This window comes from Vulcanibacillus modesticaldus (assembly GCF_001730235.1).
GTDB lineage: Bacteria > Bacillota > Bacilli > Tepidibacillales > Tepidibacillaceae > Vulcanibacillus > Vulcanibacillus modesticaldus.
Window position 1 is genome coordinate 1 of the sequence record NZ_MIJF01000068.1, and the last position, 1,880, is coordinate 1,880.

2 protein-coding genes and 1 pseudogene are annotated in these 1,880 nt (G+C 31.5%); all 3 read left to right on the forward strand.

Going from position 1 to position 1,880, the window contains the following annotated elements; genetic code table 11:
- Window positions 1–255 precede the first annotated feature (255 nt).
- Window positions 256–489 (forward strand): annotated as a pseudogene (locus BHF71_RS11965) (GNAT family N-acetyltransferase); the annotation flags it as partial.
- Between the two features lie 187 nt (window positions 490–676).
- Window positions 677–1,144 carry an NUDIX domain-containing protein gene (locus tag BHF71_RS10110; RefSeq protein WP_069657519.1) on the forward strand — a complete coding sequence of 156 codons (468 nt, stop codon included), beginning with the start codon at window positions 677–679 and terminating at the stop codon, window positions 1,142–1,144.
- Between the two features lie 562 nt (window positions 1,145–1,706).
- Window positions 1,707–1,880: transposase (locus BHF71_RS10115; RefSeq protein WP_084024127.1), on the forward strand; the 174-nt coding region annotated here is incomplete at its 3' end.

A 1,880-nucleotide genomic window follows, 5' to 3' on the forward strand; every position in this document is an offset into this window, starting at 1 on the left:
AGCTCTTGTTGTTAATTTTTTAACGTATTTGTCTTGCTTCATTTCTTCTACTTTTTGTTGTAATTTTACAGAATTGATAGGAGCTATCCATTTACCAAATGACGAAAATAGTGTATCCTTGTCCATAAGCATGGTCCTTTATATTGGATTTGGACAGGGAGCACCTGTACTTCCATTATAAAGGATTTTTTTATGAACTAGTGATTATTAGAAGAAATATTCTGACTACATTAATGCAACGCTAGTGTATTAGAATATGTATTTGAACATCTTAATGCTCATAGATTATGGTTGGATGTCAAGGAAAACAATAGAAGAGCTAGACACATATACGAAAAAGTTGGTTTTAGAATCGAAGGAACATTAAGGGAGTGCCTAAAGACAAATAATCATTATGAATCATTAATAATTATGGGAATACTTGAAAAAGAATATAAGAAAAATAATACAAATGTAGCTTGTATCAAGGAAGGTAGAAACATCACCTAACACGATATTCACGTTGCGTCGTTATTGCTCCTTGGTCGTCTAAAGTGGTTAGAAGAGATGTCAGATAGAAGTAGATTCAAAAAGAATCGAAGAAGCATAATCTGGCGACACATCCTTTCGCTAACCTAGTAGGCATTCTCGATTATATAATTTCTTTAAATCATGTTCATATCACTCGGAGGAAAAAATGGAAAGAAAAAGGGTTCAAGCGATAATTATTCAAGATAAAAAGGTTTTATTTGGATATGGGCTTATTAATGAGAATGAACATAGACATTTTTTTATCGGTGGAGGAATAGAAGTTGGAGAAAGTACAGAGGAAGCTATCATTCGGGAATTAAAAGAAGAAGCTAACGTAGAAGGAAGAATTATATTTAAATTTAAAAATGACATTCAAAAAAATCATAATACCTTTTTAGTCGATATAGGTAATCAGAAGGTTAAACTAGGTTATGACCCTGAAGAAATAAGTTTAAAAGAAGAAAAGAAAACACTCCAAGGAATAAAATTTTTGCCGATTAGGGATACGCATGAATTTTCCCAAGTCGATATTAATTATTTCAAATTATTACTTAGTGAATGTGATATTAGAGATTACAGGCCTGAATGGTATGAGGAAATATCAGATTTGGTTAAAAGGAAAAATAATTTATAAGCATCACATAACAATGTATTCACGCTGTGGACTAGCCCCTTGTTCGCCGGAGAAAATGTGACCATAGAAGGTTTGGTGATATTTTTTGGAAATCATAGTTAAGTCCCCAAATGGTAAGAATAAAGCTGCTCTCATTAATAAAGGAGAGTTAAGATTTGGATCATCATTTTATTCGCTAGTTATGTTTATGGTCAGAAAATTCTAGATATTTATCATTGAAGAGTGGTTACTAGATAAAGATAAAATATAACCAGTTGTAGTTCAACTTGTTTTAATAGACATTTTTGAGAAAAAAGAATGTGTAGTTTCTTCTATAAAAGAAGGATGGATAATTCCAAAGTTAGTTGATGATGAAAAAGCTATTATGCGTGTGATAAGTTTGAAACCTTTAGACGACATCTAAAAATGTTTTAATCTACAAAGTTATTTATCGAACATTAGTACTATCGAAAATAGGAGGGGAGATAAATTGTACACTGGTGAGAAAGTATGGAGTTAGTATAGTTTTGTGGACACACCTTAGTTAAGTCTAATACAATAATTTTGAGAGGATGTGTCCTATATGAAAAGAAAAGGTGTAGCAAAAAAATATACTGAAGATTTTAAACAAACAATAGTGGAACTCTACAATTCTGGAACTCCAGTAAAAAAATTAAGTAGCGAATATGGTGTATCTGAAGTAACGATATATAAATGGATTAGGTCCTATACCCCTGTAGGTGAAGGAAAGGATTCC

Bases quoted from the DNA above. Each gene is read 5' to 3' on its own strand.
- BHF71_RS10110 (WP_069657519.1), top strand. From the start codon at position 677: ATGGAAAGAAAAAGGGTTCAAGCGATAATTATTCAAGATAAAAAGGTT.